Origin of the sequence: [Clostridium] symbiosum (assembly GCA_036419695.1) — a bacterium.
Lineage (GTDB): Bacteria > Bacillota > Clostridia > Lachnospirales > Lachnospiraceae > Otoolea > Otoolea symbiosa_A.
Genome location: CP143946.1, coordinates 3,688,135 through 3,713,297 on the forward strand (window position 1 = coordinate 3,688,135; position 25,163 = coordinate 3,713,297).

Annotated in this window: 22 protein-coding genes and 1 riboswitch; of the genes, 9 read left to right on the forward strand and 13 right to left on the reverse strand. The window is 49.2% G+C overall.

What is annotated here, in order from left to right:
• Positions 1 to 180 precede the first annotated feature (180 nt).
• Positions 181 to 810, reverse strand: coding sequence for a class I SAM-dependent methyltransferase (locus tag V3C10_16710; protein WVP60943.1), 630 nt, complete (start codon positions 808 to 810; stop codon positions 181 to 183).
• A gap of 96 nt (positions 811 to 906) precedes the next feature.
• Here V3C10_16710 and yeiL point away from each other — a divergent pair, with 96 nt between their 5' ends.
• On the forward strand, positions 907 to 1,566 hold the full coding sequence (gene yeiL, locus V3C10_16715; protein WVP60944.1) for a transcriptional regulator YeiL: 660 nt from the start codon (positions 907 to 909) through the stop codon (positions 1,564 to 1,566).
• Here the strand turns inward: yeiL and V3C10_16720 are convergent, their stop codons facing one another.
• From V3C10_16720 to V3C10_16735, 4 genes are all read right to left on the reverse strand, one after another.
• A complete protein-coding gene (locus V3C10_16720; GenBank protein WVP60945.1) occupies positions 1,567 to 1,827 on the reverse strand; it encodes a hypothetical protein in 261 nt (86 codons plus the stop codon).
• Positions 1,828 to 1,977: 150 nt separating this feature from the next.
• Complete coding sequence (locus V3C10_16725; GenBank protein WVP60946.1) at positions 1,978 to 3,123, reverse strand: HAMP domain-containing sensor histidine kinase; 1,146 nt, start codon at positions 3,121 to 3,123, stop codon at positions 1,978 to 1,980.
• On the reverse strand, positions 3,117 to 3,800 hold the full coding sequence (locus V3C10_16730; GenBank protein ID WVP60947.1) for a response regulator transcription factor: 684 nt from the start codon (positions 3,798 to 3,800) through the stop codon (positions 3,117 to 3,119). Before V3C10_16730 ends, V3C10_16725 begins: the two co-directional genes overlap by 7 nt.
• Before the next feature lie 134 nt (positions 3,801 to 3,934).
• A complete protein-coding gene (locus tag V3C10_16735; GenBank protein ID WVP60948.1) occupies positions 3,935 to 4,264 on the reverse strand; it encodes a valine--tRNA ligase in 330 nt (109 codons plus the stop codon).
• 420 nt (positions 4,265 to 4,684) lie between these two features.
• On the opposite strand from V3C10_16735, the gene V3C10_16740 reads away from it, so the two are divergent.
• Positions 4,685 to 5,920, forward strand: a complete 1,236-nt coding sequence (locus tag V3C10_16740) for an MFS transporter (GenBank protein WVP60949.1) — start codon at positions 4,685 to 4,687, stop codon at positions 5,918 to 5,920.
• A gap of 13 nt (positions 5,921 to 5,933) precedes the next feature.
• The gene (locus V3C10_16745) at positions 5,934 to 7,652 is read left to right on the forward strand and encodes an alpha/beta fold hydrolase (protein WVP60950.1); all 1,719 of its coding nucleotides are present in this window, start codon (positions 5,934 to 5,936) and stop codon (positions 7,650 to 7,652) included.
• A 108-nt stretch (positions 7,653 to 7,760) separates the two neighbouring features.
• Here the strand turns inward: V3C10_16745 and rny are convergent, their stop codons facing one another.
• The 3 genes from rny to recA all read right to left on the reverse strand — a co-directional run bounded on the left by rny (position 7,761) and on the right by recA (position 11,422).
• Positions 7,761 to 9,305 carry a ribonuclease Y gene (gene rny, locus V3C10_16750; GenBank protein ID WVP60951.1) on the reverse strand — a complete coding sequence of 515 codons (1,545 nt, stop codon included), beginning with the start codon at positions 9,303 to 9,305 and terminating at the stop codon, positions 7,761 to 7,763.
• 319 nt (positions 9,306 to 9,624) lie between these two features.
• The gene (locus tag V3C10_16755; protein WVP60952.1) at positions 9,625 to 10,242 is read right to left on the reverse strand and encodes a regulatory protein RecX; all 618 of its coding nucleotides are present in this window, start codon (positions 10,240 to 10,242) and stop codon (positions 9,625 to 9,627) included.
• 109 nt (positions 10,243 to 10,351) lie between these two features.
• Entirely contained in the window at positions 10,352 to 11,422 is a 1,071-nt protein-coding gene (gene recA, locus V3C10_16760; protein ID WVP60953.1) for a recombinase RecA, read from the reverse strand.
• A 530-nt stretch (positions 11,423 to 11,952) separates the two neighbouring features.
• Between recA and V3C10_16765 the strand changes: the two genes are divergently transcribed.
• The 3 genes from V3C10_16765 to V3C10_16775 all read left to right on the forward strand — a co-directional run bounded on the left by V3C10_16765 (position 11,953) and on the right by V3C10_16775 (position 14,811).
• Positions 11,953 to 13,299, forward strand: coding sequence for a TrkH family potassium uptake protein (locus V3C10_16765; protein ID WVP60954.1), 1,347 nt, complete (start codon positions 11,953 to 11,955; stop codon positions 13,297 to 13,299).
• Positions 13,300 to 13,327: 28 nt separating this feature from the next.
• Entirely contained in the window at positions 13,328 to 13,972 is a 645-nt protein-coding gene (locus V3C10_16770) for a TrkA family potassium uptake protein (GenBank protein ID WVP60955.1), read from the forward strand.
• Between the two features lie 215 nt (positions 13,973 to 14,187).
• Positions 14,188 to 14,811, forward strand: coding sequence for an undecaprenyl diphosphate synthase family protein (locus tag V3C10_16775; protein ID WVP60956.1), 624 nt, complete (start codon positions 14,188 to 14,190; stop codon positions 14,809 to 14,811).
• A gap of 35 nt (positions 14,812 to 14,846) precedes the next feature.
• Here the strand turns inward: V3C10_16775 and V3C10_16780 are convergent, their stop codons facing one another.
• Genes V3C10_16780 through V3C10_16790 form a run of 3 tightly spaced genes read right to left on the reverse strand, consistent with a single transcriptional unit; the run spans position 14,847 to position 17,579 of the window.
• Positions 14,847 to 15,680: an MBL fold metallo-hydrolase gene (locus V3C10_16780; protein WVP60957.1), complete on the reverse strand. Its 834-nt coding sequence runs from the start codon at positions 15,678 to 15,680 to the stop codon at positions 14,847 to 14,849.
• A 13-nt stretch (positions 15,681 to 15,693) separates the two neighbouring features.
• Positions 15,694 to 17,028 carry a folylpolyglutamate synthase/dihydrofolate synthase family protein gene (locus tag V3C10_16785; GenBank protein WVP60958.1) on the reverse strand — a complete coding sequence of 445 codons (1,335 nt, stop codon included), beginning with the start codon at positions 17,026 to 17,028 and terminating at the stop codon, positions 15,694 to 15,696.
• Positions 17,025 to 17,579 (reverse strand): folate family ECF transporter S component, encoded by a 555-nt coding sequence (locus tag V3C10_16790; GenBank protein WVP60959.1) that lies wholly within the window; start codon positions 17,577 to 17,579, stop codon positions 17,025 to 17,027. Before V3C10_16790 ends, V3C10_16785 begins: the two co-directional genes overlap by 4 nt.
• A 78-nt stretch (positions 17,580 to 17,657) precedes the next feature.
• A riboswitch (THF riboswitch) is annotated at positions 17,658 to 17,756 on the reverse strand.
• Positions 17,757 to 18,138: 382 nt separating this feature from the next.
• On the opposite strand from V3C10_16790, the gene V3C10_16795 reads away from it, so the two are divergent.
• Positions 18,139 to 19,641, forward strand: a complete 1,503-nt coding sequence (locus V3C10_16795) for an IMP dehydrogenase (GenBank protein ID WVP60960.1) — start codon at positions 18,139 to 18,141, stop codon at positions 19,639 to 19,641.
• 127 nt (positions 19,642 to 19,768) lie between these two features.
• Here the strand turns inward: V3C10_16795 and V3C10_16800 are convergent, their stop codons facing one another.
• Together V3C10_16800 and V3C10_16805 are read right to left on the reverse strand one after the other, a co-directional pair.
• A complete protein-coding gene (locus V3C10_16800) occupies positions 19,769 to 20,659 on the reverse strand; it encodes a S8 family peptidase (GenBank protein ID WVP60961.1) in 891 nt (296 codons plus the stop codon).
• 248 nt (positions 20,660 to 20,907) lie between these two features.
• On the reverse strand, positions 20,908 to 21,897 hold the full coding sequence (locus V3C10_16805; protein WVP60962.1) for a polysaccharide deacetylase family protein: 990 nt from the start codon (positions 21,895 to 21,897) through the stop codon (positions 20,908 to 20,910).
• A gap of 395 nt (positions 21,898 to 22,292) precedes the next feature.
• Here V3C10_16805 and V3C10_16810 point away from each other — a divergent pair, with 395 nt between their 5' ends.
• Positions 22,293 to 23,699: an amidophosphoribosyltransferase gene (locus V3C10_16810; GenBank protein ID WVP60963.1), complete on the forward strand. Its 1,407-nt coding sequence runs from the start codon at positions 22,293 to 22,295 to the stop codon at positions 23,697 to 23,699.
• 427 nt (positions 23,700 to 24,126) lie between these two features.
• Complete coding sequence (locus V3C10_16815; GenBank protein WVP60964.1) at positions 24,127 to 25,077, forward strand: DUF4392 domain-containing protein; 951 nt, start codon at positions 24,127 to 24,129, stop codon at positions 25,075 to 25,077.
• Positions 25,078 to 25,163: the final 86 nt, after the last annotated feature.

Here is a 25,163-nt window from a genome sequence, read left to right on the forward strand (position 1 = left end):
CCCCTCTCTTCGCAGTTTACCCGGATTTTTCCACTATTTGTCTTATAAAACTATCATACCCCAGACCGCCCAAATATACAAGAAAAAAAAGGCAGGAAGGGATGGTGAACGTAACAGGTCTTGTTACTATTCACGGCCCAGCTAAAAAACGCAGTTCCGCGAACAGTAACCAATTCTTCATTATTTCCTCCCGATATAATAAAATCCGTTCGACCGGTTCCCGTTCATTGTCGTAAATACAAGAGGTTCATACCGTAAGCCGGTAAACCCGGATAAAAGACGTTGAATCCAGCTCTCCTCATGATGCCTGCACACCGCGCCTTCCGGCAGTTCAAATACCCCGTATGTGTGATAGCGTTCCCTGTATTTTTCGTATCTGGCCGTATTTCTCTCATCCGTATTCAACAGAAAATCATTGACATACAAAATACCGCCGGGCCTTAAAACCCTCCGTATTTCCCCGATCAGTTTCCTCTGTTTTTCATCCTCCCGGATGCAGGTCAATACGGCAAACAGAATCACCGCGTCCACGCTTCCGTCCGGCAGCCCAATCTCCTCCGTCTGCATTACTCTCAAGTCAAGCCAGGGGTACTGTGCCCGCCCGCGGTTTATCATTCCCTCCGAAAAATCCATCCCAATCAGACGGCGGTAACCCAGCCGGTACATTTCCTCCAGGGTGCGTCCATACCCGCACCCCACATCCAGAATAGTTTTCTCCTTATCCACATACCGTATAAATTCCTCCGCGTGGAACGGTGTGGTAAATGTCTTTGTCTCCGATACCTCATTCCAGTAAGCTTCCTGTTCCATGCCCCTGCTCTCCTCCGCTTTTTTCTTTGCATTATATCAGCAAAAATGGTACAGTGATATGAGAAATCTCACACTGTATACGGGAGGAAGTTTCAGATGAATTTAAAAGCAGACGGCGGACAGACCGAAGCGTATTATAACCATTTCCCTTTAACCGGCTTTTTTGAATTTGACGTGCGGCCCTTTACCACGGTCAAAACCTTTAAAAGCGGGGAAATGCTCCTTGAGGAAGGCTCCATCCCTTCCTGCCTTTATTATCTGATAGACGGCAGGGCCAAACTTTATCTGACCCAGGAAAACGGCAGGATTTCCCTGATTAATTTTATCAATGCCCCCTGTTTTATCGGAGAAATGGAACTGTTCGGAGCCCAGACCTTTTCAAACGGCGTGTCGGCCATCACCCCCTGCACCTGCTATGCGATACGGATATGCGAATGCAGGGATCTGCTTTTAAACGACAGGAAGTTTCTCCGCCATCTCTGTCTTTACCTGAGCCGGAAGGCACTGGACAATACAGGCAATTATTCAAAAAACCAGTCTTTTCCCCTGGAAAACAGACTGGCTGATTTTATTCTGATGACGGCCCATAACGGCCTGTACCGGGAGCGGCACACGGAAGTTTCCGAATTTCTCGGCGTAACCTACCGCCATCTGCTCTATGTACTGGCCGGTTTTGTCAAAAAAGGAATCCTGCAAAAAACAAAACAGGGATATCTCATCCTGGATATGGAGTCTCTGCGTTCCCTGGCGCGCTGATTACCGTTTTGCCGTGACGTTTGCTTTCTTTCTTTTGTTGATTTTCAGCCCGGTCAGCAGGAAAATAGTTCCCAGCATAAAAGCAGCCGGAACGGAAAATGGATTGACAACAAGGAACCCAAGCCGGATGGAAGGCCATATCTGCGGAACCCCCTGAAACCATTTGTTTGCCACGTAAGAATTGAGCAGGATGTCCCCCACCATAAAAATATAGAACACAACGGCACTGTATAAGGCCTTATTCATCTTTCTGTTTTTCATAATCCCTCCTGAATCAAACCGAATCTGTCTTTCTGAATTGTGTTATTCCTGCTTTTAAAACGAGCTGGTCATGGATATTGCTTCAGAAAATGGGAAATCTTTCCCATCCGGTTCCCCCTGGACTCTCTCCTCCGGAATGAAAACCGGAAATCAAACCGGAAATACAACCGTAATCTCCGTCCATTCGCCGGGTATGCTTTTTATCTCTATCTTTCCTCCATGTTTTTCAACAATGTCCCGCACCAGGGAAAGTCCCAGGCCGGCCCCGCCCACCACACGGGAACGCGAACGGTCAACGCGGTAAAACGGCTCAAAAATATGGGGCAGATCCTCCGCGGGAATTCCGATCCCCGTATCTTTTATTTTTATCTTAATATCGTGTTCCGCAGCCTCCGCCGTGACACGGATCATGCCGCCATCACGGTTATACTTCGCCGCATTTTCTATCAGATTGCTCATCGCCCGGTAAATCATTACGCGGTTTCCTGTCATTTTAATCCCTGACAGGTCCTGGACCGTTACCGTGAGATGCTTTTCCTTCAGCAGAGGCGACAGTTCATCCACCGCAATCGCAACCGCTTCTTCCAAAAGCACTTCCTCCCCCATCTCACTGTCCTTATCGGATGTCAGCCGGAACAGATCATCCGTCAGCCGTATCATCCGCTCCGTATTCGTCCTGACCACGGACAGAACCTTCTCCGTCCGTGCCGGAGGCGTCTGCCCGTCCATCTCCATTACCTCCAGATTCACCAGAATCGTTGCAAGCGGCGTCTTCAGCTCATGGGCCGCGCTGGCCGAAAAACGTTTCTGCCGTTCAAACGAGGCGCTGACCTTATCCATCATATGGTTAAAAGACAGCGCCAGCCGTCCGATCTCGTCCTGCCTGTCCTGTATCTCTGTATCCACGCGCCGCGATAAATCGTTACCGCTGATCTCTTCGATTGTATTTGACAAATCCCCCAGCGGTTTCAGTACCCGGCCTGCCATAAACCATGTTGCGCCCGTTCCGAAAACAAGCATCAGAACAAGGCCGGCCAGCCCCCACAGATTAAACCGGTTTCCCGCCTCTTTTACCGTGAATATGATGGCCTGCATGTCTTCCGCCCCGCTCTTATTGCTGATTTCCGTGGAAATCGTCATATCCTTTGGCTCATATGTAATCTGATTCGGCAAATCCTGCACAAAGATCCGGTCGGCGCCGAACAGAAACATACTGGTCAATATAACAGCCACTCCGGCCATCACCATGGCCGACAAAAGAGTCAGCCTCATGCGAAGCGATAATCTTTTCAACATGGCTCCTCCTCCCTGTCAATCACGTATCCGGCCCCCCGGATGCTCCGTATAATCTCTTTCCCGGTAACCGCCTGAAGCTTGCGCCGTATCACGCTGATGTAAACCTTAACCTGATTGGAAAACGGATCGGCCTCGCTGTCCCACACATGCTCCAGCAGCTCCTCCGCACTGATTGGCCGTCCCATTCCCGCCATCAGGTATTCCAGGATGGCAAATTCCCTCATGGATAATTCCACCGGACGGCCGTCATAGCTCACGGTCTTTGAGTTTGTATTCAAAACAAGGTTCCCGCATTTCAGGGCAGCCTCCTCCTGGATAAAGGAGCGGCGCAGCAGCACACGGATGCGCGCCTCCAGCTCGTCAAAGTGAAACGGTTTGGTGAGATAATCGCTGGCTCCGCCGTCCAGGCCCATAATCTTATCTGAAATCTCAGAGCGGGCGGACAGAATCAGCACTTTTGTGGATTTATTCAAAGAGTGGATATAGTTAAGCACTTCCATCCCATCCAGGCCGGGAAGGTTTAAATCAAGAACCACCAGATCATAATCATTAATCCGGCAAAGTTCCGCGGCATCCGCGCCGTCGCCCGATGCATCCACCGCATAGCCGCGCTTTCTGAGGCCGTAGCACAGCGCCTCCTGCATATCCTCCTCATCCTCTACAACTAAAAGCCTCATATCCCACCAAATCCTTTCATTTCCAATACTTTTTAAATTCTTTCATTTTCTTTTTAAAATACCTATTTAAAATACCTTATTAAAATTTCTTTTAGAAGAGTATTCTCAATAGCTCTGTATCTCATCCGGCCAGATTATTTGCCGGAATCCTCCTTCGGCACAAAACTTACTATGATATCATCGTTCCCCCCCTGTTCCGGCCTGGTTGTGGAGATGGTGATTTTCGTACCGTCCGGTGCGACTGCATAGAAATTACCGTCTTTATCCTTCTTAAGTTCGGATAAGGAAATTTCCGTTTTGCCGTCCAGATCCTTTGCGGCGATACTGTAATCGCAGGTAGCCGACTTTGCAGGCGCCGCCGCGGTCTCCTTATACTCCTTCTCTGCTGCAAATGCGGAAAATGCCATCGACATCGTTGTAACGGCTGCGACAGCCAGGGCGAATGTAGTTTTGTTTTTTACCATAATTTGTTACCTCCTGCTATTTGTGATTTTTTTGTTGTTTTTTGTTATTACTTTTTTTCCTGTAATTTTGCTGCTGCAATTTTACGGTTTGTTATTTCGTCGTTTTATTGCTGATATGTTGTGATCACGTATTCATTATACAGGATGTATGGTTAAAGTACGGTTAGAAAGCGCTGCCAAATTTACGCAATTAATTAAAATCAATCTACCCCGAAGAAATACCTGTTTTCTGCGGGTCCAGGGTCCAGATTATCAGATTTCCTGTACCGTACCGGACGCCGGAACAGCCCAAATAGCCAGCGGCCATTTGGCTGCTGAATTTTCAAAGCGCTTCTTGTGCAGGGTGCATATTCCTTTTCAGAGTGAAATTTCGTATAGTCTGATAAAGGGATTAATACACAATGAAAGCGAGGAAATCACATGGTAAGTCAGCAAAAATCAACAAAAAGTATTTTTCAGGTCATTTTTTCACGAAACTTTCTGACACTGATCATAAGCTATCTGTTTGCCTGTCTGGCCTTCTCCAGTGTGGGAAGTGAATTTGTTACATACGGGACGGATGAGCTGGGACTTGAGGCAGTCGTAGTCGGTTCGATTGCCGGCATGGTGTCGATGATCGGTTTAGTAATGCGGCCGGTTACCGCCATTCTGGTAGACAAATTTAACAGGAAAAAAATGTTGTTAGTCGGTTATGCAATGCTGACGCTGTCCAGCATTATCCTGATTTTCGCCAGATCCGTCAGTGGCTTATATGCCGCACAGATTGTACGCGGAGTGGCTTGGGCTTTACAAAACAGTGCCGGTTTTATTATGGTCGGAGAAGTTGTGGATAAGGATGACCTGGGTATGGCAATGTCCGTCTATTCCATGGCGCAGGTCATTGCCTCCAGCTTCAGTGCAGTGCTGATTCTTGCAATTGCAAACAGTCTGGGATTTGAGGCCAGTTTTATTGCGACTTCTGTTTTTACGGCAATATCCCTGCTTCTGATCGTTTCACTTCCGTACAAGTCAAAGATAAAAGAAGGGCAGGAAAAATTTGTGGATGCCTTAAAAAGTATCCGGCTTAAAAATCTGTTTTCCATTGAATGCCTGCCGATCCTGGTAATTTCTTTTGCTTTTCAGTTTGTCAGCATTATGATGGGCGCTTCCTGGGTCGTAAAATTCGCTAAAACGGAGCTTAATATCATGAATGCCGGTCTGTTTGCAACGGTTGCCAACCTGATTATGTATGTAACCAAACCATATTTCGGACGGGTCATGGATAAGTATGGCGCCAGGTGGTGTGTCTATGCATCGGGAGCCGGATACGCCCTGGCCTGTCTGGTGATGGCACGGAGTACTTCCATGACGGGTCTTATCATGGCGGCGGTCATTTATGGAGTGCTCTGCGGCGGAAATGCAATGGCGGGCAGAACAATGGCTATGAAACGGATGCCCTTGGATAAACAGGCGGTTGCCAGCAGCACGGTCGGTATCGGCAATGACATCGGAATGACGGTTGCCAATATTATGATTCCCGTCTGGGCGGGCATGTTCGGCGGATATAGCGGCGTGTACAATATTATGGCGGCAATTTCCGCCGCGGTAATCATCTATAGCGCAGTCTACGGAAGAATTTATTTAAAGAAGAATCCTGAAAACGAAATGCAGTGGTAGGAGGCATAAAAATATGGAATGGAAAAAATTCCCCAATGATTTCACAAAACAGTATTCAAATATATCTTCGGAGCACCCTTATGAGACGCTTCTGACCGGCGGTTACCAGGGGACGATGGAAACAGAAAACGGAATGCATCAATACTGGGTTTATTTCCCCGAAGGCATGGAATACAGCTGTAAACATCTGGTACTGCTGGTTCCCAATTCTGAGAGTGTGGATGCGTTTTTGGAAAGAACCGGATGGATAGAAATTTCCATGAAGGAAAAACTTCTTCTCCTGATGGCGGGAAGTAATGAAGATCCGTGGCTGACCGACGGGGAGGCCGCGTCCCGGCTGGTATCATTAAATCGGGTAAGAAACGACAGGACCTATATGGATACGCAAAGGGCGTTCAGCTATTTTGCAGCATACGGTGAGGGCGCGGAGCATGGACACCGTTATGTGAGTGCAAATCCTGCCATCTATGCATCAGCGGCTTTTTTCGGCAAAATCGTGATGAGCCGGGATGAACTTGAGAAGGAGGGCGAAAAAGGGACTGCGGCTTCAGACATTCCGAAAAGAGAAGTAGCTTGCCCGGTATGTTTTATTGGCCTTCGGGAATTGTATCCTGAGTATGTAATCCGCTATTGGCGCCGTGCCGATAAAACGGAAGAAAAAGCTTACCAGCAGGACAATATGACCGTATGGCTTCCCGATGCGGCACAGCACGGTTCTTCGGTCGACCACCAGCCGGTTGCGCGCGTAGCGTGGCTGGATACGGAATTGTTTGGAAAGGATGTGAGTCAAAAAGTATGGGAGCGCTTCTTGTCTAAAACAGTCCGGGCCACCGGAATACTGAATGACGACCTCCATCCTTACCGCACGGAAGAGCAATGGGGAATCAGGCGGAAGGAAATTCAGATAGACGGTTTCAGACGCCATTGGTACGAATATATTCCGGAACGGCTTGCCGTTTTGGCGGATGATAAAATTCCTGTGGTCGTATTTTTTCATGGCGGCTCTGCCAGCGCCCTCAGTGGTCTTTACTCTCATGAATGGGTGCAGACGGCCAGGGAAAGGGGTTTTATCCTGGCTATGCCGACGGGAACTATGCGGAAACAGGAAAATGTAATGCCGCATCCGGCCTGGAATGCAGCCGGGCTTTCGGATCATATGGATGATGAGAAATTGATCCGCCATATGTTAGCTGATATCCAATCGCGGTATCCGGTGGATCCGGGACGGATTTACGCCTGCGGACACTCCATGGGCGCAGCCATGGCCCAGCGTGCAGCACTTGCCATGCCGGATATCTTTGCAGCGGCAGCCAGCAACTCCGGCGTCGTTACAGGCGGTTTTATGGGAAATTTCGATACCCCTGGTGTCCGTACCGATATTCCTGTCCCCATATGGATTCAGATGGGAGAAAAAGATGTAGGAGGCGGCACTCTTTTAAATAATACCAATGCCGCAAGAACGGTTCATTACTGGGTAACGAGGTATCAACTTTCGGACGAGGATACACCGGATTGCTGGAGAACCGGCAGATATTTAAACCGGGAGTGGAAAACAGAAGGCGGTGTACCTATGGTACGGTATACTACTACGCTGGAAAAGCCGCATGCAATAACGCCTCAGGATCCCTGGTTCTATTACGATGAATTTTTCTGCCGTTTTTCAAAGGGGGAAAATGGGGAGTTGTATTACAAAGGAAAACTTGTAACAGATAAAAACGGCACAAGATTATAAACGTACAGATTAATAGAATGTAACATTATAAGAATTCAAAAAATGCCCTAAAACCATAGAATCTTTGATTCTTACGGTTTTAGGGCATTTATTTTTCATTTCGGAGAATTACTTCGCGTAATCGGTAACTCTTGATTCGCGGATCACATTTACTTTAATTTGACCAGGATACTGAAGCTCTTCCTGAATTCTCTTCGATATATCCCTTGCCATCAGCACCATATCATCGTCGCTGACCTGCTCGGGCACTACCATTATGCGGACTTCACGTCCCGCCTGGATTGCGAAGGACTTGTCCACTCCCTTATAGGAATTGGTGATATCCTCCAACTGTTTCAACCGGTTCGTATATGTCTCCAGAGTTTCCCTTCTTGCGCCCGGCCTGGCGGCTGAAATTGTATCAGCGGCCTGAATGAGACATGCAATAAGGCTCTGCGGTTCAACATCGCCATGATGGGACTCAACTGCGTTAATTACCGTCGCTGACTCCTTGTATTTTCTACAAAGGGCAACGCCTAATTCCACGTGAGTACCTTCCTGCTCATGGTCAACAGCTTTTCCAATATCATGTAATAAACCTGCGCGCTTCGCCGTACGGACGTCCACGCCTACCTCTGCGGCAAGCAGACCCGCCAGCTGAGCCACTTCAATTGAATGCTTTAACGCATTCTGTCCATAGCTTGTCCTGAACTTCATCTTACCAAGCAGTTTCACAAGCTCGGGGTGGATTCCATGAATGCCGACTTCCAGAAGAGCTGCCTCTCCTTCTTCGCGCACCATAGTCTCTACTTCCTTCTGTGCTTTCTCTACCATTTCCTCAATTCTGGCCGGATGAATTCGGCCATCCACAATCAGACGCTCCAGGGCAATTCTTGCCACTTCTCTTCTGATTGGCTCAAATCCGGAAAGTACGACTGCCTCCGGCGTATCGTCAATAATCAATTCTACGCCTGTCAGTGTTTCAAGGGTGCGGATATTACGTCCTTCACGTCCGATAATACGTCCCTTCATCTCGTCATTGGGGAGCTGCACCACGGAAACTGTCGTCTCCGCCACATGATCAGCAGCACAGCGCTGAATGGCCGTTACCACATAATCTTTTGCTTTCTTATCAGCTTCCTCTTTGGCTTTGGTTTCCATTTCTTTAATCAGCTTTGCAGTGTCATGCTTAACATCTTCTTCAACAGATTTAAGCAGGAATTCCTTCGCCTGCTCGGAAGTAAAACCGGATATCCTCTCCAGTTCCTGCGTACCCTTATCATAGAGCTCCTCCACTTCGGCGGTTCTCTTCTTGAGGGCCTCTTCCCTGTTTGCCAGACTTGCTTCCCTTTTTTCCATTGCCTCGGACTTCTTGTCCAAATTCTCTTCTTTGCTCAGTACACGTCGTTCATAGCGCTGAAGCTCAGCTCTTCTTTCCTTTGTTTCTTTCTCAAGCTCATTCTTTGTCTTTAAGGACTCTTCCTTTGCTTCAAGGAGAGCTTCTCGCTTCTTAGTCTCTGCAACTTTTAATGCTTCATCTATTATTTCCCTTGATCGTTCCTCAGCACCGCCAATTTTCGCTTCATACGTTTTCTGACGATAGTTAATGGCCACAAACCAAGTAATAACAGCTACAATAATACCTGTAATGAACGGAATTATTACTTGTGACACAGGAGCACCTCCTTATTTAGTTTTCATTGTACAAGAATACAACGATCTAATTTTAAACTGTTTTATACATTATGTCAAGTATATTAAGAGTCTGAAACCCTCTTTTCGGTTACTATTCACAGTCTTCCAAAAACAGGCCAAACCGCTGTCAATGACACGCTTTACAGTGCATAAAAACAGATAGGGGCGCCCTTTCACACCGCTGCTCCCGCGTCTTTTCAGACTTCTGCCCCGTCTCAGCCGAAAAAAACTTCTCACGGAACCACCGGCGGTAATCACGGCTTTTTTCGTCACTATTTAACAAAGGATGGAAAATCCGTTAAATCATGTAATCCTCTTCTCCAAATAATCCCATTGCATTTCGTATTTCTTCATAGGAGAAACCTTTCCTCATCAGATATGCCACGTGCTTCTGGCGTTCTTTCTTGTCCGTGCATCCAGGGTCGTACCGCCTCTTCTTCAACAGGTTCATAATCTGGCCGGAACTGTCGGCCTGAAGCTCATTACAGAACTCTTCCACCGTTCCCTTGTCGATCCCCTTCTTCATTAAAGAAGTAATCAGCTCCGTCCTGCTCTTTCTATCTCCGTACAGTTCCACATAGTTCCTCGCGTATTCGCGGTCATCCAGATAATGGTAACGCTTCAGAAAGTCGATCGCCTCGGTGATGGCCGTCTCAGGATAAAAGCCCGATTTCAGTTTCCTCCTCACTTCACTCTCTGTCCTGCCGGAACATTTCAGAAGGTAAAGGGACTTCTCCTTGGCTCTTTTACAGATTACGCTGTAAAGTATCTCCCGGTAAACCGCTTCGGCCAGTTCTCCGCCCGCCTCTATATGGTAATGCCGTATCTCCCCATTATATAAAACAAAGGCAAAGTCTCCATCAATGAAGACTTTGCTCCTTCGTTTATCAAGGGGCTCAATTTTGTCTACTGTCATATCAAGCCTCCCGAACCGTTACTCTCTTATTTTCAAATTCTGATTCATATTCATACGCGGATGGAAGTTCCTGCCCCTTTTGGCCGCCGGGCCTCCGATTGCTCCCTGTCTATTCGGCGTCAGCCTTCTTCTCTACCGGCGGTAAAGTTCCATCCTTCTTCTCTGTGGCACCGGCCGCCGCTCCTTCGCGCAGCCCGTACTTCTCGCGTACTTTGGCCTCTATCTCGGCGCACAGTTCCTGGTTGGCCATCAGGAAGTTCTTTGCATTCTCTCTTCCCTGTCCGATCTTGCTGCCTTCGTAAGCATACCAGGCTCCGCTCTTCTCCACAATATCTTCTTTCGCGGCCAGATCAAGGATATCTCCTTCCTTGGAAATTCCCTTGCCGAACATGATGTCAAACTCTGCCTCCTTGAAAGGCGGGGCAATCTTGTTTTTGACAACCTTAACACGGACACGGTTGCCGACCATCTCGCCGCCCTGCTTAAGCGTCTCAATTCTTCTGACATCCAGACGTACGGAGGAATAGAACTTAAGGGCCCGTCCTCCTGTGGTGGTCTCCGGGTTTCCAAACATGACTCCGACCTTCTCACGAAGCTGGTTGATAAAGATAACGGTACAGTTGGACTTGCTGATAACAGCGGTGAGTTTACGCAGAGCCTGGGACATCAGCCTGGCCTGAAGGCCTACGTGGGCATCTCCCATCTCGCCGTCGATCTCCGCCTTCGGAACAAGGGCGGCAACCGAGTCGACAATGACAATGTCAATCGCGCCGGATCGCACCATCGTCTCCGTAATCTCCAGAGCCTGCTCGCCGTTATCCGGCTGGGAAATATATAAGTTGTCGATATCTACACCAATATTACGCGCATAAACAGGATCCAGGGCATGCTCGGCGTCGATAAAGCCTGCAATTCCGCCTCTCTTCTGTACCTCGGCAACCATATGGAGTGCAACCGTAGTCTTACCACTGGACTCCGGCCCGTAAACTTCCACGATTCTTCCCTTCGGTACGCCGCCCAGTCCCAGCGCAATATCAAGGCTGAGGGAACCGGTCGGAACTGTCTCTATATTCATGTTGGCTCCGGAATCTCCCAGCTTCATCACGGAACCTTTGCCGTATGCCTTTTCTATCTGTGTCAGTGCGGCATCGAGTGCCTTCATCTTGTCATCTCTGTTCATCTCATCCTCCAATGATTTTTCAATACGAACAAACGTTCTATTCTTGTTCTTATAATAGTATAAGTGACTTAAAATGTCAACCCTTATTTTCCCGGTTTTATGCGGACAATGCAGCCGGAGTTACTATTCACGCAGGGTGTTTATGCGTGCTTTTTGTAAAAAACCGGGATATGCGGCGAGAAACGGCTTTTTTTGCGTTTCCGTGCATCGTAAAACGCGGGATTGGGCACGGTAGTTAACAGCAGCCGGTCAGAACGGCGGTACACAGCCGACAGCGGGCACCGCAAGACATGTTGTAAAAACTTTATTTTCAGAAGTAAGAGCATTATATCATTTCCCGGGCCGTATGTCCACAGAGATTCCTGTATACAGTTCTCCTCTTTTTAGCTCCTCCTTCCGGGAGACGGGCGGCGGTATTTATGGACTGCTGTAATAATCATTACATTTTCTTACGTTGACATCTCAGGCGGTTCTTTATATAATCAATAGGCAATAATAAAATATAAGAATTTAGGAGCTGAAAAATCAATATGATTGGAAAACAAGTGTGGTCGCTGACTCCGGCCAAGATTATTCTTGGCGGTTTCTTCCTTATTATTATCACAGGAGCTGTTCTTCTGAGCCTTCCCATTGCATCGAAGACCGGTGAAGCGACTCCATTTATCGACGCTGTGTTTACGGCTACCTCAGCCACTTGTGTGACCGGCCTGATCGTTCATGACACCTATACCTACTGGTCCACCTTTGGCCAGGCGGTCATCATTATCCTGATCCAGATAGGAGGCATGGGCGTTGTGACGCTCGCCATCGCCATCACCATCCTGTCGGGCAGGAAGATCGGTTTGAAACAGCGTTACGTTATGCAGGAATCCATTTCCGCCCCGCAGGTAGGAGGAATCGTCCGCATGACCAGCTTTATCGTAAAAGGGACCATCTTTTTTGAGGTCATGGGAGCCGTTATCATGGCATTCCAGTTCTGCCCGCAGATGGGAGTCCTGAAGGGGATCTGGTTCTCCGTATTCCACTCCATCTCCGCCTTCTGCAACGCCGGATTCGACCTGATGGGAGGCACCAGCGGTCCCACCTCCTCGGTTACAAGCTACACGGGAAATCCTTTTATCAACATTCCGATCATGCTTTTAATCGTTATCGGCGGTATTGGTTTCTTTGTCTGGGACGATATTAAGACCCATAAGCTCCAGCATAAATATTACCATTTACAGACTAAGATTGTTCTCACCACGACGATCTGCCTGATCCTCTTTCCGGCCCTGTTCCTCTTCCTGTTTGAGTTTACCCGGGACTGTTGGGACGGTCTGACGCTCCAGGAGCGTTTTATGGCCTCCCTGTTCCAGTCGGTTACGACAAGGACAGCCGGTTTTAACAGTGTGGATTTAAACCTTCTTTCGGAGGCGGCCCAGCTGCTCATTGTCATCCTGATGATTATCGGCGGTTCACCGGGTTCCACGGCAGGCGGTATCAAGACGACTACGTTCGCCCTGGCCATCCTGTGCATACGCTCCGCGTTCCAGAACCAGGAGAGCATCCAGTGTTATAAAAGAAGGATTCCATACGATATCCTCCGAAATGCCATTGCAATACTGGCGATGTATATTTCCCTGATGCTGACGGCCACTTTTCTCATCACCTGGCTGGACGACGTCAACCTGATGCAGGCGGCCTTTGAAACCACGTCGGCTATTGCAACCGTCGGCCTGTCCCTTGGCATCACAGGCCATTTAAGCGTATTTTCAAAAATCATTTTAATTTTACTGATGTATTTCGGCCGTGTCGGCGGCCTCACCATGCTTTATGCACTCACAAACAAAAAGAAACTTCCGGTGCTCCTTCCCCAGGAACGTATCACCGTCGGCTGATTATCATAAAATTTGGAGGATATTTTAAATGAAAACTGTTCTTATCATCGGTCTGGGCCGTTTCGGCTCCACTATGGCAATGAAACTTCACGAGCTCGGACACGAGGTTATGGCTATCGATACTTCTGAAGAGAGAATCAACGCTGTCCTGCCTTATGTCACCAGCGCCCAGATTGGCGACTGTACCAATGAACAATATATGAGTTCCCTGGGAATCCGCAACTTTGACGTCTGCGTCGTGGCAATCGGAGATAATTTCCAGAGTTCTCTTGAAATTACATCCCTTTTAAAGGATTTGGGAGCTAAATTCGTCCTTTCCCGTGCAAGCCGTGATATCCACGCCAAGTTCCTGCTGAGAAACGGCGCCGACCAGGTGGTTTATCCGGAAAAAGAAATGGCGGTCCGCTCCGCCGTCCGTTACAGCTCCGATAATATATTTGACTACATCGAACTGACCCAGGAACACTCTATTTACGAAATTCCGGTTCCCGACGCGTGGATCGGCAAAAGCATCGTCGATATGAATGTCCGCAATAAATACAACATTACTATCCTGGCAATCAAATACAGCGATACCCTGCATCCGCTCCCGGGAGCAAGCTACGTATTTAAGCCGAACGACATCCTCGTGATTCTCGGAGCAAACCGTGATATCAACCGTTTTGTCCACTAAACATAAAAATGCCCTTGCCGCCGGGTTTGCAGTAACCGGTGGTAAGGGCATTTTTTATCCGGTATGGACGTTCGCTTTTTCACTGCTGTCTCCTCTTCTGTTCTGAATACTTCTTCCATTTTCCGGCAATACTCCACACAGGATGATTCCCCCGGCCCCTGCGCGGCCGCTGTGCGGGAATTAGGAGAAATTGAATGATAAGCGGAGGAACTAAAATGAGAGTACCGGAACACGTTGGGATTATTCCCGACGGAAACAGAAGATGGGCCGTCGGAAACGGGCTGAAAAAGGAAGACGGATATGAACGCGGGATTTCCCCCGGCATGTCGCTGTTCCATACCTGCCAGAAACTCGGTGTGAAAGAAATGTCCTTCTACGGTTTCACCGCGGATAACACAAAACGCCCTTCCCTCCAGCGCCAGGCATTTACAAAGGCCTGCATTGCCGCGGTAAAGGTGCTGTCCAAAGAGGACGCCAGCCTGCTTGTGGCGGGAAATACCGAATCCGCCATGTTTCCGGAGGAACTGCTGCCCTACACGACGCGTAAGGACTTTGGAAACGGCGGTATGAAGATTAATTTTCTTGTCAATTACAGTTGGGAATGGGATCTTGGATTTAAGAAAGGAAATGTCGGCCCAAAGCTTCAGACCTCTGATATCTCCCGGATCGATCTGATTATCAGGTGGGGAGGGAGAAGACGGCTGTCCGGTTTTCTGCCGCTCCAGTCGGTTTATTCCGATTTTTATGTGGTGGATGATTACTGGCCTGATTTCACTCCGCGCCATGTGGAGGAAGCATTTGCCTGGTATGGGAAACAGGATGTGACACTGGGAGGTTAACGCGCTGCGCGTCTTTCCTCCCGTGCCTTTGACACTCAAAGTTCCAGCGTCATTCCCGTCTCCACCAGACGGCATCCGGCGCCGAATGATGCTTTCATCCGGCCCATGGCTTCGATGCCGGTACAGTGGACCGGCATAAGGAGATCAAAATCTCTTTTTCCAAGCTCTTTTACCGTCTGTGCAATCCGCTCCGTGGACGCCCCGGCCAGGTGCATTCCGGCAAAAATACTGTGTATTTTCTGCCCGGGAAAAGCCTGTGAGACGTATTCCAGGCAATTTAATATCCCCGGATGGCAGCAGCCGGCAAACAGGCAGAGCCCCTTTTCCGTCTCGAATACGAGCATCTGCTCGTCGCTCATGTAATCGGGGATCTTCTCCGTCCCGTTGTCTATGAAGAACCAATCCGGCTTTTTTTCAAGCCCCGGCGTATATGGGATATCACCCATGACCGTCACTCCTGGAGCTATCTCTTCCCGGCTTTTGGTCAGACGGATGGCGCTCCCTATCAGTTCCCGTTTCCATGGAATACCGATGATACGGTATGTTCTGTGATCGTGATTGATTGCCGTTTTGTTAAGAAACGCGCTCTCCCTGACGAAAACGGGAGGCAGCTTCTTCCCGTTCTTCTGATACTCCCTGACCAGAAATTCAAGGCCTCCGCAGTGGTCAAAATGGCCGTGGCTCAGGATAATACCCGAAAGCTCCGTAAGCGGCACGTGAAGCAGGGCCGCATTCTTCATGAACACATCCGTCTGCCCCGTATCAAAGAGCCAGCGCTTTCCCTCATGCTCAATCAGCAGGGAGAGGCCGTGTTCCGCAAGGAACCCCCGTTTCCCCGCCGTATTTTCATTTAGAATCGATATTTTCATACTGTTTCCCTCATTAACGTCCGTCGATTGATTCCTGTATGGGCAGAGAACCTTCATCAAGGCCCAGCTCAGCCGCACACTGTCTGAAGGTGCGTTCCGCCTCCTCATACATATAAAGCGTTCCCAGTGCGACAAGAGGTTTTCCTGTCTTTATGCAGTCCTCCAGCGCGCAGAGCGCCGCTTCCCTGAGCGTATCGAAGGGCCTGGCCTTTTCCACACCGTGCTTTTTAAAACAGTCCGCCAGTTTTTTTGCCGGCAGGGCTCTGGGGTTATCCGGCGTAACGGTATACACGGCTTCCGTATATGGTTTCAGCATGTCAACCATGGCATCGTATTCCTTGTCCGCCATAACTCCCATGAAGATATTGACCGTTTCACCCTTAAAATAGGTTCGGATGCTCTCCACGGCAACCGTCATTCCCGCCATATTGTGGGCTCCGTCATAGACTGTGAGCGGATTTTTCAGCAATGTTTCAAAACGGGCCGGCCAGGATACGGCTCTCATTCCCTGCTTCACTGCCTCGGCACTGACGGAAATGCCTCTTTTTTTCATAACAGACAGGGCCGTGAGCGCTACCGCGGCATTGGACGGCTGATATAGACCGGGCAGGGAGAGCCTTACATTCTTGTATTCATTAAAATCAAAGGAGCAGCCTCCCAGATCCGTTTCCACATTCTGCAGCGCGCCGTAGTCAACCTCTGTTAACTTCGCCTTATTAAGCTTCGCCTGCTCTGCGATAACCTGCCTTGCTCCCTCTCTTGTCCCACCGAAAATAACGGGGCAGCCGGGTTTTATAACACCCGATTTTTCAAAGGCGATTTTCTCTATCGTGTCTCCCAGGAAGCCCATGTGATCCAGCTCCACATTTACAATAATTGAGACAAGCGTTTCCTTCATTGTATTCGTCGCATCGAGTCTGGCGCCCATACCGGTCTCACAGATAACGACGTCGCATTTTTTCTGGCTGAAAAACTTCATGGCTGCGGCGGACAGGATTTCAAATTCCGTCGGTTTTTCCTCCATCGTATCCGCCAAAGGACGGATAAAGCCGATGACATCCGCAAAACTCCTGTCGTCAATGGGCTTTTTGTCAAGGTGGATGCATTCATTCATCTTTCTGATATAGGGCGATGTAAAAAGCCCTGTCCTGTAGCCCGCCGCATCCAGAATGGATTCCAGCATGGCGCAGACGGAACCTTTTCCATTGGTTCCCGTCACATGGATAATTTTGAGTTCGTTCTGCGGATTGCCGAGAAGGGAAAGCAGTCTGCCTACCCTCTCCAGTCCCGGCATGGTTCCGGGAGAAGTCGATTCTTTTATATAGGTTATTGCCTCTTCATATTTCATCTGTCTTTCATCCTTTCAAGCTGTCTGCCAAACGCCTTGTTGCGCAGGAGAAGGTAAATAATATATCCCTCCGCACAGCCGATTACAATGTATAACGGCACTCTCAATGCGATCATCTGCAGCGGGTAGCCAAAATAAATACGCAGGCCAATGGATTTGATGATCATCGAACCGATGACATGCGCTGCGCCCACCGATGCCGCAAGCCTGAGTTTTGGTTTGGAACGGAAGCAGTTTTTGTATACAAGTCCCGAGATAAATCCCACTGATGCCGCTCCGGCCGTGATGATCGGATTAATCGCATATCCGACCAGAAGGCAGCCAATCAGGTCGGCACACGCTCCCACCGTAAGTCCGGCCAGGGGACCGAAAAAGATTCCCGCCATCAGCACCGTAAGGTTTTCAAAACTGATGCGGAACGGTCCGGCCGTAAATGACAGCTGTTTGCCCAACACAATACTGAGCGCTATAAAAAGCGCCATCATGATAAGTACCTGCAGGCTCCCGAAAGAAGCCCTTGTTCCCGTTTTTGCAGTCTGTCTTGTTGACATAAAAAATAACCTCCTTTTTACCTTGCTCATATAGCAAGTAAAGAAGGCCGCTTTCAGCGTTTCCATTCCACTGCTGTATGAAGCAGGATGCAGAATACGAACCGCAAGCCTGGGCTTTTCGCTCAGCCGGCAACTCCCCGTCCGGCCAATACTTAACGCTCGTATCCTTACTCTTCAGATGTCCTAATTATATCGCCGATTGCCGCCGCAGTCTATTGAAAATGCACTGAATCACAGCTATTTTTCTTCATTTTGTAAAGTATTTTGTATAAATTCCGACAAAACGGGGAACTCATTTTATCTCTTCCCAATATAAAACCGAATAAAAGGCTGGAACCTGCTGCTGCCTGACTTTACCATGCCTGTCTTCTTCCATATCCTGCCGAAAAGTCCGCCTTACGCGGACAGATTCCGTGGACAATGTATTAGCTGCGCTTAAATAAAATTATATTCATCCTGCCCCATTGACGGCAGAGATCCAGTTCAGTATAATAATAAAAATAGGTAAAATGGAAATGAATCATACAAATAAAGTTAAGAGATAAGGAGACGAATCATTATGGCAATTTACATGAACGAACCTTCCCACACATTCGGTGAATATCTGCTGATTCCGGGATACTCATCCACGAAATGCATTCCGGCTAATGTCAGCCTGAAAACTCCTCTGGTTAAATACGCAAGGGGTGAAGAACCGGCCTTAAGCCTGAATATCCCCATGACCTCCGCTATCATGCAGTCGGTATCCGATGACAATATGGCCATCGCTCTGGCAAGAGAAGGCGGGCTTTCTTTTATTTACGGTTCCCAGTCCGTTGAGAGCCAGGCTCAGATGGTATCCCGCGTGAAGAACTACAGGGCTGGTTTTGTCAGCAGCGACTCCAACATCACTCCCGAAAACACCCTCAAGGACATCCTGGATCTGAAAGAGCGGACAGGCCATTCCACCGTTGCCGTAACTTCCGACGGAACGGCCGGAGGCAAACTTTTAGGCATTGTGACGGGCCGTGATTACAGGGTGAGCCGTATGTCTCTCGACACAAAGGTAAGTGAATTCATGACCAACTTCGAACATCTGATCTGGGCCGATGAAACCACCACGCTGAAGGAAGCCAACGACATCATCTGGGAGCACAAGTTAAACAGCCTGCCGATCATTGACAAGGAGCAGCGCCTTGTTTCCATGGTATTCCGCAAGGATTACAACTCCCATAAGACCAATGAAAACGAACTGATCGACTCCTCCAAGCGATATCTGGTGGGCGCCGGAATCAATACAAGGGATTATGCGGAACGCATCCCGGCTCTTCTCGAAGCGGGCGCCGACGTGCTCTGTATCGACAGTTCCGAAGGTTTCTCCGAATGGCAGAAGATCGTAATTGATTATATCAGAGAGAATTACGGCGACACCGTCAAGGTCGGCGCAGGCAACGTTGTAGACAGCGAAGGATTCCGTTTCCTGGCTGAGGCGGGTGCGGATTTTGTTAAAGTCGGCATCGGCGGCGGAGCCATCTGTATTACAAGGGAACAAAAAGGCATCGGACGCGGACAGGCTACCGCCCTGATCGAGGTTGCCAAGGCGCGTGACGATTATTATAAGGAAACCGGTATCTATGTGCCGATCTGCTCGGACGGCGGCATCGTTCACGATTACCACATCACCCTGGCTCTGGCAATGGGCGCTGACTTCCTGATGCTTGGAAGATACTTTGCCCGTTTTGACGAGAGCCCTACCAAAAAGGTGAATATCAACGGAAGCTATATGAAGGAATACTGGGGCGAGGGAAGCGCCAGAGCCAGAAACTGGCAGAGATATGACCTGGGAGGCGACGCAAAGCTCTCCTTTGAAGAGGGTGTGGACTCCTTTGTGCCTTATGCCGGAAGCCTGAAGGATAATGTAGGCCTGTCCCTGAGCAAAGTACGCTCCACCATGTGCAACTGTGGCTGCCTGACCATTCCGGAACTGCAGAAGAATGCCAAGATGACCCTGATCTCCTCCACAAGTATTGTCGAGGGCGGAGCCCATGACGTTATGCTGAAGGACAGCAGACAGATTATGTAAGCGATATAAGGTACGTTTTCGAACCTTACACCGCCTTTCAATGAATCATTTTTTACAGCCAGTCAATAGGGGCCGGTGTTTTTTTCAGATAATTCTGGGGAAAGCATTGGCCTTTTCTGAAAAAAGCTCAATTCACCAGACGTCCCACATCTAAAAGGCCCCAGCCCTGCTGGTTATGGGGAAGTCCCAGATCAACGGCCCGCTCGCGCAGCCTGAGTTTCACGTCTTTATTGCTCATCCAGGGATATTTTTCCAGTAAAAGGGCAATCGCCCCTGAAACCAGAGGCGTTGACATGGAAGTGCCGCTTTTGACCGTGTAGCCGTTCTGCCGGTTGGCGCAGCTTATAATACTGGAGCCGGGAGCCACAATGTCAGGCTTGCATACGCAGGCGCTGGTGGGTCCCCGGCCGGAATAGTCAATCATGCGGCTTCCCGCCACATCCACTTCTTTGTAGTCATCGGAGCAGCCTACCGTGATTACCTTACGGCTGATTCCCGGCGTCGTAATCGTATGCTGCCCCGGCCCGTTGTTGCCTGCGGCCACCACCACGATAAAACCCGCATCCCAGGCGGCATCAACCCCTTTAACAAGAGCCGAATCCTCGCTCATCCCCTTCCTGGTGAAGGAGCCTACCGATATGTTGATGATCCTGATACCAAACTCCTGTCTGTGCTTTTCAATCCATTTAAGTCCGGACAGCACATCGGAAGCAAAGCCGTTTCCTTTCTGATCAAGGACTTTCACACTGATTAGGCTGCATCCGGGCGCAACGCCCTGGTATCTTCCTTCGGAGGCCAGGCCTCCTCCTCCGATAATTCCCGAAATGTGTGTACCGTGACCGTTGTCATCATAAGGCAGGAATCTTCTCTTCAGCATATCGTTAAATACGACAACTCTATTTTCAAAGTCCGTATGGGGAAAAATCCCCGTATCCAGGACTGCTACACCTACGCCTTTTCCAGTCAGGCCGAGACGGTATGCCCCGTCACAATGTATCCATTTTTTTGCCTGATCCACAAAATATGCCCAGCTTTCTTCCTTCTTTACTTTAGGATATTCCGTTAGGACGGTTTCTGGGAGTAAAGAATGCATGAAAATACACTTTTGCATGGGACGAAGGTTTCAAAAAGCAGCAGCACAGGCGGGAACTCAACGGTTTCCATCCTGTGCTGCTGCTTTTTATCAATTTAATTTATAACGGTTCCGTAGTACATAATTACCGCTCTACGATGCACAGAAACGGCAGTAACCACCGTTTCGCCCTGCTACTTGCGGAAGCTGTAGTAAACTCCCTTATTGCTGAGGCCGCCTCTGAATCTGGCCAGTTCGCTGACCGTTACCAGCTGGTACCCCCGCTCGGTGAGCGCCGGAATCAGCGCTACGGCGGCGTCACCGGAAGCCGTGTAAAGCTCATGCATCAGTACGATATCGCCGTCCTTTACACTTCCGAGCACCGACTGGATGGTTTTTGACGCATTCTTTGTCTTCCAGTCCAGAGTATCGATGTTCCACATGATAATCGGCTGATTGATGTTGGCAAGTACCGTGTTGTTCTTGCTGCCTCCCGGAAGACGTACAAGAGCCGGAGACTCGCCCGTGACCGCGGCCACCGCCTGATTGCCGCGTTCTATCTGGCTGCGGATCTGGGCTGCGTCCAGCTTATTCAGATATTTGTGCTCATATGTATGGTTGCCGATTTCGTGGCCGTTGTCATGCATCCTCTTGATTTCTGTCTTGTAGGACGCTACGCGGTTGCCTACAACGAAAAATGTAGCCCGTCCGTTATTCTGTTCCAGACTGTCCATAATTCTGTTCCCGACCGGCGCATAAGGGCCGTCGTCAAAGGTCAGGGCCACCATCGGTTTGGTTGGATCAATATAGCGGCCTCCGCTCGCAACAAGCCCTTCCGTCGACTGGGCAGGCTGTTGTTCCGGCTGGGCGGGCTGCTGCTCCGGCTGTACCGGCTGCTGCTCGGGTTGTACCGGCTGCTGCTCCGGCTGTACTGGCTGCTGCTCCGGTTGGCCCGCCTGCTGCTCTGCCTGTCCCGCCTGCTGTTCTGCCTGTCCTGCCTGCTGTTCCTGATTCTGGGCTCCGGGGCCCGTGGCTTCATTCCTGGTACTTTCCACTATCGTTGTATCCGACGCCGGACCGGACGGCCCGTCCGCATACGAAGCAGGCGCCGCTGCAATCATAAAGGCCGCTGCCAGAAGCATGGCCGCCATTCTTTTTCCTGTTTTTCCGTTTAACTTAATCATTTTCCTCTCCTCAACTTAGAAAATTTTTGTTGCCAGCACCGATAACAATGAAAAGCACGCTTCGCAAACTTTTCACTGCCACTCAATAACGAAAACTGCAGAGCATGTTTTCATTATATTGCACCAATTGTACCACATGCCTTCCCTCAAAGGAACCCCGTTTTACCTGAATTGCGGTATTTCTGCTCCCTTTTTCTGCCAAACAGTGCATTATCATGAAAACCTGGGTTATCTATTAAAATTTTTAATAAATAAAGTCTATTGTCCAATCCCCCTAATATATGCTATGATGAAAATGATGTTCTTATTCTTATGAGCATGCAAAAATTTTGTATCTTCAGATATAAGATCGGGATAAAAAAATAAACTTACCAAATATTGAAAGGAAGTTAAAAATGGGTGGATTTTTCAGTGTTGCATCTAAGACAAACTGCACGATGGATCTGTTTTTCGGCGTAGATTACCATTCTCATCTGGGAACAAGAAGAGGCGGTATGGCCGTCTATGGACCCGGTGGTTTTAACCGTTCTATTCATAATATTGAGAATTCTCCGTTCCGTACGAAATTTGAAAGGGATGTCGAAGAACTGGAAGGCAATATGGGCATCGCCTGTATTTCCGATATGGAACCTCAGCCCCTCTTAATTCAGTCTCATCTGGGAAGCTATGCAATTACGACGGTCGGTAAAATTGCCAACCAGGAAGAGCTCGTTAGAGAAGCCTATGAAAAAGGCCACATTCATTTTCTTGAGATGAGCGGGGGCAAAATCAACTCAACCGAGCTGGTTGCCGCCATCATTAACCAGGCCGAATCCATCGTGGACGGTCTTCTGCTGGCCCAGGAAAAAATCAAGGGATCCATGACCATTCTGCTGCTGACCCCGGAAGGCGTCTATATTTCCAGGGACAGGCTCGGCCGCACCCCTGCCGTTATCGGAAGAAAAGAAGGCGCATACTGTGCTGCCTTTGAAAGTTTTTCCTTTATTAATCTGGGCTATTCCGCCTATCGGGAGCTGGGCCCGGGCGAGATCGTCCTGATGAAAGCGGATGGCATTGAAGTTTTGAGCCCTGCCAGAGAAGAAATGAAAATCTGTTCTTTCCTCTGGGTATACTATGGATACCCGACCTCTTCCTATGAGGGGATCAATGTGGAGGAGATGCGCTACAACTGCGGCCGTATGCTGGCCAAACGTGATCATGCGCAGGCCGACCTGGTAGCCGGTATCCCTGATTCCGGTATTGCCCATGCAATCGGATATGCCAACGAGTCCGGCATTCCTTTTTCACGTCCTTTCATTAAATATACCCCGACCTGGCCGCGCTCCTTCATGCCGACCAGCCAGAACCAGAGAAGCCTGATTGCCCGCATGAAGCTGATTCCGGTTGACTCCCTGATCCGGAACAAGAGCCTTCTCTTAATCGACGACTCCATTGTGCGCGGCACACAGCTCAGCGAGACAACGGAATTTTTATACCAGAGCGGAGCCAGGGAGGTCCATATCCGGCCGGCCTGTCCGCCGCTTTTATTCGGATGTAAATACCTGAACTTCTCACGCTCCAACTCCGATCTGGATCTGATTACCAGAAGGATCATAAGAGACCGCGAGGGCGACAACGTATCGGCCGAGGTCCTGGCAGATTACGCTAACCCCGACAGCCAGAATTATAAGGACATGATAGAATGCATCCGGAAAAAACTCAACTTCACGACACTTCAGTACCACAGGCTTGACGACTTAATCGCTTCCATCGGGATTTCACCATGTAAGCTCTGTACTTATTGCTGGAGTGGGAAAGAGTGATATCAGGAGTTTTTAAACAGATAGGGAGGCTGCTCAAACGCAAAACGAACGTTTGGGCAGCCTCTTGTTTTCTTGGTTGTGAGTCTTCAGTCCCGTCGACAACCTGCCCGGGGAAGGAAGGAGAAAAGATTCCCCCTCACCACCCCCTATAAACCGGGACTGAAGACTCATATACACTCTCCCACTCCCCCGTCCCCGCATCTCAACTTAAATACCATTTGACAAATCCTTCCCCATCCACTACAATAAGGATGAAATACAAATTGATTCTTTTATTTATCGGGACTCCTGCCCGGATGTTCCCTCCGTAAATAAGAGCCATGAATCTTTACAGGATGCGTGGGTCTTTTTTTATTTTCAGGATTTATCCTGCGGATAAAAAAGCTGCGCATATCTGCATTATGCAAATACCTGGAGGATTGATGTTATGAACTTTTATAAGACCCTGGACCTGATTATGAAACAGGATATGGGAGGACGCGGCCTTTTGGCCTCACTTCCCGCTTCACCGCTTGCTGAAACGGCCTCTGTCCTTGCAGACGCCAAACGTGCGGTGATTTTAACCGGCTTTCCGGTCCGTCTGCCGGACGGAACTTTTGTCGGCGAAACGGACGGTCCGTCCGGCGCCGCCAACCTCGCTTCGGCGCTGACAAAAACCGGGTGCCAGACCATCGTTGTTACGGATGCCGCTTCCTTCCCTCTTTTAAAGGAGGCGCTGCGTTTTGCCGCTCCCAGAGCTTCTCTCGTCCTGCTTCCGGACAATAACTCGTTATCTTTTATCCGGACGGTTCTTTATGAATTCAGGCCGACACATTTTATCAGCCTGGAACGGCCCGGAAAAGCAGCGGACGGCCATTACCACAATATGCGCGGCGAAATCATTGATGATATGATTGTGGATTCTTCTTCCTTCTTATCCGAAGCAAAAAAGAACGGAGCGCATACCATCTCAATTGGAGACGGAGGCAACGAGATGGGAATGGGCGCTTTCCGCCGTCAAATCCTTGAAAATGTTCCCTGCGGCAGTGAAATCTGTGCCTTGGAATCGGCCGAACTTGCTCTGGCAAGCGGCGTTTCCAACTGGTGGGGTTGGGGGCTCTCTGCTCTCCTCTCAATCAATACCGGCCGTTTTTTACTTCCTTCGGAGGAAAAGGAAACCGAACTTCTCCGGCGTGTCGTGGACGCCGGCGGCGTAGACGGATGCACGAAACAGAGGACCCTTTCCGTGGATCATCTGGACCTGGCCACTCATCTGTCTGTCCTGCGGGCCGTGTCGGAACTGACAAAGAAAACTCTGGATGAAATGAAAACCGAACCGTTTCTCTTTATTCCGGACGACAGGCGCAAAGAGCGGCATTTGATGTTGAATTACAGATAGCAGAACCGCTTGAGGCATGAGAATTGATTATAAAGGGCAGCCGACTTACGTGCCATGATAGACAGCACACTCTGTCGGCAGATTAC